This window comes from Tabrizicola sp., from assembly GCF_016792905.1.
In the GTDB taxonomy this organism is placed as follows: Bacteria; Pseudomonadota; Alphaproteobacteria; order Rhodobacterales; family Rhodobacteraceae; genus Tabrizicola.
In genome coordinates, this window is sequence record NZ_JAEULP010000036.1 from 101348 (window position 1) to 108108 (window position 6761).

Below are 6761 nucleotides of genomic sequence, written 5' to 3' on the forward strand. Positions count from 1 at the left end.
GAATGACGATAGGCTGTGGCGGGGCAACGACTCTGCGATACTTGCTCCGGGGTTTCACACCGGATATCCCGCAGCGAACAGGACAGGACGTGATGGCGCGCATGCTGATGATTGCTCCGGCTCCGGTGATCGAGACCGAGGGCCGTGTCTGGCTGGACGTGAAATTCGTCGAGGGGATGCGCGTGCAGCAGGCGCATTGGCCCAGCCGGATCACCTGCCTCCTGCGACGCGGTGCCGCCGCCATCCCGTTCGGGCGCGACTACGATGCCGACGACCTGCCTTTCGACCTGATGCTGCTTGAGCCTGACGAGCCGGTCGCGGCCCGGCACCTGTCGGGCCATGACCTGATCTATGCCGGGGCCGACGATTTCCGCTGCCTTGGCCTGACCGATCTGCTGACGCCGGGGCAGAAGGTTGTCTACGTCATTGAATATACCGACGAAACCCGCCGCCAGATTCTGAACCTCGACCGAAACCGCGGGCCGGTCAGCCGCTTGAAGGGGCGGGTCTGGCTGATGCAGCAGGAACGGCGCCGGCGCCGGGCCTTCCGCGCGGCGCAGGGACTGCAATCGAACGGCTATCCGGCGCACGATCTTTACGGCCCGATGTGCCGCGACAGCCTTCTGTATCTCGATGGGCGCATGACGCCCGACCTCTTCGCGACCGAAGCCGAGATGCGCGCGCGCGAGACCTTGCGCGCGGCGGGCGGGCCGCTGCGGCTGGTCTATTCCGGGCGACTGGAAACCATGAAGGGCGCGCAGGACTTGCTGCCGGTCGCCCGCCGCCTGATCGAACGCGGCGTCGATTTCACGCTGGACATCTTCGGCACCGGGTCGCTGGAGGCCGAGATTGCCGCGAGCATTCGCAGCCTGCCCGTTCCAGAGCGCGTGCGGCTGCGGGGCGTCGTGGATTTCGAGGCGGAACTCGTTCCCTTCACCCGCCAGAACGCCGATATCTTCCTCGGATGTCATCGGCAGTCCGATCCTTCCTGCACCTATGTCGAGGCGATGGGCTGCGGCGTTGCCGTGGCCAGCTACGACAACCGGATGTGGCAACGTCTGAACGGCGAGGCGCAAGCCGGATGGGGCGCACCGCTGGGCAATGTTCTTGCACTGGCCGACCGCATCGCCGACGTGGCGCACGACCCCGGGGCGATCACCCGGTGCAGCCGCAACGCCTGGACCTTCTCGCAGGCGCACGGCTTCCTGCCGGAATTCCGGCGCCGGATGGGGCACCTGGCCCGCATTGCCGGGGTATCCCTGCAGCCGGTTGCCTAGCTGGGCCGCACCGCCGTGGTGCTTTGCGCCGACCGGATGAAATTGCTCGCCGGGGCAGTCATCGGCGCGCCCTTGCGCCAGGCAAGCCCGACCTGCACCGACGGCAGGTCTCCCGAGACATCGCGGATCTCGATCCGGTCCCCTTCCAGCGACCAGGGCCGGTAGACAAGGCTTGGCAGGATCGCGAGCCCCGCCCCCGTGGCGACCAGGCTGCGCACCGCCTCGACGCTGCGGGTGCGGAAGGTGATCTGCGGCTTGACCGGTAGGGCGGCCGTCAGGCTCCGGGTCGATTCCTCGATCTCGTCGACCATCAGCTGGATGATCGGCTGGCCCGCCAGCTCCTCCAGCGTGATCGATTCCTGCTGCGCCAGCGGGTGCCCGAGCGGCATCCACAGCCGGTAGGGCGACACGACCAGCGTCTCCACGTTCAGCGCCAGCCTGTCCTTGACCGACGAGGTCAGAAGCACCGCCACGTCAAGCTCGCCACCGATCAGCAGGTGCTGCAGGTAATCACCGTTGTCCTCGATCACGTTCAGCTCGATCCGGGGATAGGCACGTCGGTAGCGGGCCAGGATATCCGACAGCACATAGCCCGCGACGAGGCTGGTCACGCCAAGCGAAAGGCGGCCCGTCGCGGTTTCGGCTTCCTCGACGAACGCCGACCGGGCCGTGGCCACATCCGCGAGTATCTGCCGCGCGTGGCGCAGGAAGGCGCTGCCCTTGTGGGTCATGAGGATGCCCCGCGCCTGCCGGTCGAACAGCACGACGCCCAGATCATCCTCCAGCCCCCGGATTGCCTCCGTCACCGAGGATTGGCTGATCGACAAGGCCCGCGCCGCCCCGGAAACCGACCCCGCCTCCGCGGCGGCGACGAAGAACTGCAACTGGCGAAGGGTGAAGGCCATGGGAAACTGCGCAGGGGGCTTTCGGCCAATGTGACCGATCCACGCCGCAGGGCAAGGGTTGAAGCCCGACTCGCGCCATGATCAGATACGGAAAAACGAACGGAGGCGTCGATGTGGTGGATCGTGGCGGCTGTCGTGCTGGGTGGAACCGCAATCGCGATGCAGGCCCCGGTCAATGCCGCCCTCGCGCGTGAACTGGGCGGCCCGGTCCCCGCCGCGGCCGTTTCGTTCGGGGTGGGCTTCCTCGTCCTTCTCCTCATCACCCTCCTGCAGGGCCAGGGCGCGGCCTTCCTGAAACTGCCGCAGGTGCCGGCCTGGACGCTGGTCGGCGGCTGCCTTGGCGCCTGGTATGTCCTCAGCGCGGTCTGGGGCGTCTCGACGCTGGGCGTGCTGACGCTGGTCGCCGCGCTGACGCTCGGCCAGATGTCCGCCGCCATGGTGATCGACGCGACCGGAGCCCTGGGTGTCGCGGTCCGCGAAGTGACCCTGACCCGCCTGGCCGCCGCAGGCCTGGTGATGGCCGGGCTGATCCTGTCGCGGGTCTAGCGTCCCGGCGCCCAGCGCCCGTGTTCAAGCGCGGTCCATCCCGGCAGAAGCCCGGGCGGCGGCGGGCCGTCCTGCCAGAAGCACAGCCGCAGGTGGTCGGGCGCCTCGCCCTCGCCCACCAGCGCCCAGTCCATGTGGAACCCGTCGATCAAGAGCCCCTCGGCGTAAAAGGCGATCTCCTCCGCCTCCAGCGCCTCGGACGGGGACGCACCCCAACCCTCCTCCCCGCCCCAGAACACCAGCCCCTCGATATCGCGATGCTTCCGCGCCAGCCGGGCCAGCGGGGCAAGGAAGGCCTCGATCGGCGTCAGCTCCTTTGCCATCAGCGCAGCGCCGCGGCCAGTGCCGGGGTCGCCTCCGCCACCAGGGCCTGATAACCCGCCAGCCGCTCGCGCGTGAAATGCCCGGCCTCGGCCAGGATGTTCACCGTTCCCAGCACCTTGTCGTCCTCCACCACCGGCACGTTGATGCAGGACCCGAGCCCCAGCGAAACGATCAGCGCGTGGTCGAAGAAATACTTCGCGAACTCGGGTGGAGTGTTCGCCACAAAGGTCTGCCGCCCGGCGATGGTGGCATCATACCAGCCGTCCCTTTCCAGCGGTTTCGTGCCGGATAACGGGTATTCAACGGGATGCGAGGTGTAGAGCCGCCGCGCGAGACCTGCGCCCTCGTCAACGGTCGTCACCGTGAACAGCCGTGTGCCAAGGGCTTCGCAGCTGGCGTGCAGGTCGGTAAAGGCGCTCATTTCGGTCTCCTTATCGTCGCGTCATCGCAATGCGGATCAGCGCGCGTTCCATCAGCGCCATGCCCGGCGCCTTGCTGGCGGACCGCAGGGTCAGGTCGGTCTCCAACAGCACCGCCAGCGCCTGTTCCAGCGCCCGCACCCCCCATTGCCCGGCCTGCCGCCCCATCGCGTCCTTCTGCTTGAAGTTCACCCGCGCCTTCTGGATGCCCACCCCCGGACCGGCCGGATCGGTCGCCGCCGCGTGCAACACGCGGAAATGCCGCAGCGCCTGGATGCAGATCGTCACCGGCAGTGTCCCCTGCCCCTCCAGCCGCCGGAACAAGGGGCCAATCTGGGCACTCCGCGCCTCGGCCACCGCGTCGATCAGGTCATCGACCTCGGCCTCGATCGTCGCCGGCGCCATCGCCGCCACGTCGGCGGGCGTCAGGGGTGCGGCATCGCCATATTTGTAGAGCGCGATCTTCTCCAGCGTCTGGCGGAAATCACCGGGGTCGAGAGCGCGCGCAAGGGTTGTCAGATCGGTCATCGCCTCGCGGTCGATGTTCGCAAGACCTGCCTTCTTCAGCGCATCCTCGATCTCTTCCCGGCCGGGTGGTTCGTCGTACAGGCCGATGCTGACGGCCTTGGGATGCTTGTCGAACAGCACCTTCAGCGCCGACTTGCCCGTCAGCCCGCCTGCCGTCACCACGATCGCCGCATCGCCCGGCTTCCATTCCGCCAAGGCAATGGCAACGGTCTCCGCCAGCCCGTCCGTCGCCTCCTCGACAAAGGCCACGCGCGGCCCGGGAAAGAACCCCACCGCCTTGATCGCGTCCAGCAGCAGGCTGCCGTCCTTGCGCAGGTCGCCGCCGGACATCCGCGTCAGGCGCATCTCGGCCTCGCCCTCTGGCCCGATCAGCGCGGCAATCGCCTCCTGCCGCTTCAGCGCCACCCGCATCGCATCGGCGCCGAAGATCAAGAGGCCCGCGCGGCCCGGATCGGGTTTCGCGCAATAGCGGGCGGCCTCGACCCCTTTCAGGATCATGGCAGGCTGGCAGCGGCAGCGATCAGCCGGGCGACGATCTGGTCGGCCAGGATGCGCATCAGGCGATAGGCCGCGTCTTCCTCGGCGGCCAGCCCCGCGACGGTCGATCCCGTGGCGGAATAGGCCGTGAAGCTCTGCACCCGCCCGCCCGTGACCTGCGCGCCCGTCTCCCGCTCGGTCAGGGCGTAATCGACCACGCCCTTCAGGTTGTAGCGGGTGATCTTGTTGTCGGTCGTGATCCCCACGCCCACCGCTTCGGTGGTGATGGTGTAGGACAGGTCATACCGGATCGCCTCCGGTCGGCCCAGTCGCTCCTCCAGCCGTTCCACCAGGTCGAAGGCGTTCTTGTCGGTCGGATCCTGCACCCAAACCGTCCCGGTCAGCTTGCTGGCGCCGCCTCCGGGGCCATAGGCCGGGGTAAACCCGCAGGCGGCAAGCGCGAGGGGGACGAGGAGGACGAAGCGGCGGGACAGGTTCCCCTCTCCACCGAGGGAAGAGGTGGGCGACACTCCTCGGGCGCCTCGATTGCCGATACGGGCAACAGGTTCCCTCTCCCCGGAAGGGGGAGGGCTGGGGAGGGGGTCTGTACGATCAGACGACGACATTGATGATGCGGCCCGGCACGACGATGATCTTCTTCACCGGCTGCCCGGCAAGAAACTTGATCACATCCTCATCCGCCAGAGCCAGCTTTTCAACCTCCGAGCCGGGCATATCCTTCGGCACGCTGATTTCCGCCCGCCGCTTGCCGTTGATCTGGATCGGCAGGGTCACGGTGTCGTCGACCAGCAGCGCCGGGTCCGCCCTGGGCCACGCCGCCTGAGCACACAGCCCCGCGCCGCCCTGATAGGACCAGATGGATTCGGCGATATGCGGGGTCATCGGCGACATCAGCTTGGCCAGCGTGCGGATCGCTTCCTTCATCACGGGCGTCGAGGCATTGGCCTTGGCGATGGTGTTGGTGAACCCATAAAGCGAGGCAATGGCCTTGTTGAAGGCAAAGCCCTCGATCCCCTTCGTCACCTCGTCGATCGCCTTCGCGGTGGCCTTGGCCAGGTCGATGTCGCCCTCGCCCTTGTGATCCGCGGGCATCTCGCCAATCCGGGAACACAGGGACCACACCCGCGACAGATGCTTGTGCGCCGCCTCGGCCCCCGAGGAGGTCCATTCCACGTCCCGCTCCGGCGGCGAATCCGACATCACGAACCAGCGGGCGGTATCGGCCCCGAAGGCCGCGATGATGTTCATCGGATCGACGACATTCTTCTTCGATTTCGACATCTTGGCCGAAGGGATCACTTCGACCAGCAGCCCCTCGTCGCTCAATGCGCGAATCCAGGCGTCGACATCGTCGATCATGTCCACGGGCGGCGGCACGTTGCCCGGCACGACGATCCTGCGGTCCGCCACGTTGAAAACGGTCACGTCCTCGGGCAGGTGATAGACCGGACGGCCCTGCGCGTCGCGGGTCTGGTAGATCTCGTGCGTCACCATGCCTTGCGTGAAAAGGGCATTGAACGGCTCGATGGCCTTCTGCGGCAGGTGGCCGGCCTTCTGCATCGCCCGGGCGAAGAACCGGGAATAGAGGAGATGCAGAATCGCATGCTCGACCCCGCCGATGTATTGGTCGACGTTCATCCAGTAATCCGCGTCCTCCATCACCGTCGGCGTCGTCGCGCGGGGGGCGGTGAAGCGGGCGTAGTACCAGCTTGAATCGACGAAAGTATCCATCGTGTCCGTCTCGCGCCGGGCCTTGGCGCCGCATTTCGGACAGGTGCAGTCGCGCCAGGTCGGATGGCGGTCCAGCGGATTGCCCGGCACGTCGAAGCTGACGTCATAGGGCAGCTCGATGGGCAGGTTCTTCTTGTCTTCGGGCACCACCCCGCAGTCCGCGCAATGGATCACCGGGATCGGACAGCCCCAATAGCGCTGGCGGCTGACGCCCCAGTCGCGCAGCCGGTACTTGGTGACGCCCTTGCCGTAGCCCTGCGCCTCGGCATGGGCGATGGCTGCCGCCACACCCTCGTCGCCCGTCTGCACTTCGGCGCCCGCAAAGCGCCGCACATAGCGGACCTTTTCCGACTTCATCGGCAGGAAGGCCTCGTCCAGCCTCGCATCTGCGCCGCCCTCGGCGACATAGACCGACTTGATCGGCAGCCGGTACTTGGTGGCGAAGTCGAAATCCCGCTGGTCATGCGCCGGGCAGCCGAAGATCGCCCCGGTGCCATAGTCCATCAGGATGAAGTTGGCGATCCAGACCGGCA

General features: G+C 67.2%; 8 protein-coding genes. 2 read left to right on the top strand and 6 right to left on the bottom strand.

Going from position 1 to position 6761, the window contains the following annotated elements; genetic code table 11:
- Nucleotides 1-92: 92 nt before the first annotated feature.
- Nucleotides 93-1277 carry a glycosyltransferase gene (locus JNL31_RS08095; protein WP_294972057.1) on the top strand — a complete coding sequence of 395 codons (1185 nt, stop codon included), beginning with the start codon at nucleotides 93-95 and terminating at the stop codon, nucleotides 1275-1277.
- On the opposite strand, the gene JNL31_RS08100 is transcribed toward JNL31_RS08095, so the two are convergent.
- Nucleotides 1274-2182 (bottom strand): LysR family transcriptional regulator, encoded by a 909-nt coding sequence (locus JNL31_RS08100; protein WP_294972058.1) that lies wholly within the window; start codon nucleotides 2180-2182, stop codon nucleotides 1274-1276. The two genes, JNL31_RS08095 and JNL31_RS08100, sit on opposite strands and share 4 nt — an antisense overlap.
- 111 nt (nucleotides 2183-2293) lie before the next feature.
- Here JNL31_RS08100 and JNL31_RS08105 point away from each other — a divergent pair, with 111 nt between their 5' ends.
- Nucleotides 2294-2728, top strand: coding sequence for a DMT family transporter (locus JNL31_RS08105; RefSeq protein WP_294972061.1), 435 nt, complete (start codon nucleotides 2294-2296; stop codon nucleotides 2726-2728).
- Here the strand turns inward: JNL31_RS08105 and JNL31_RS08110 are convergent.
- The 5 genes from JNL31_RS08110 to JNL31_RS08130 all read right to left on the bottom strand — a co-directional run.
- A complete protein-coding gene (locus JNL31_RS08110; protein ID WP_294972063.1) occupies nucleotides 2725-3051 on the bottom strand; it encodes a hypothetical protein in 327 nt (108 codons plus the stop codon). The two genes, JNL31_RS08105 and JNL31_RS08110, sit on opposite strands and share 4 nt — an antisense overlap.
- Entirely contained in the window at nucleotides 3051-3473 is a 423-nt protein-coding gene (locus JNL31_RS08115; RefSeq protein ID WP_294972066.1) for a GAF domain-containing protein, read from the bottom strand. Before JNL31_RS08115 ends, JNL31_RS08110 begins: the two co-directional genes overlap by 1 nt.
- 10 nt (nucleotides 3474-3483) lie before the next feature.
- The gene (gene holA / locus JNL31_RS08120; protein ID WP_294972068.1) at nucleotides 3484-4497 is read right to left on the bottom strand and encodes a DNA polymerase III subunit delta; all 1014 of its coding nucleotides are present in this window, start codon (nucleotides 4495-4497) and stop codon (nucleotides 3484-3486) included.
- Entirely contained in the window at nucleotides 4494-5006 is a 513-nt protein-coding gene (lptE, locus tag JNL31_RS08125; RefSeq protein WP_294972071.1) for an LPS assembly lipoprotein LptE, read from the bottom strand. The genes holA and lptE overlap by 4 nt, the downstream gene beginning before the upstream one ends.
- An 82-nt stretch (nucleotides 5007-5088) precedes the next feature.
- On the bottom strand, nucleotides 5089-6761 hold a 1673-nt coding region (locus JNL31_RS08130; protein ID WP_294972073.1), incomplete at its 5' end, for a class I tRNA ligase family protein.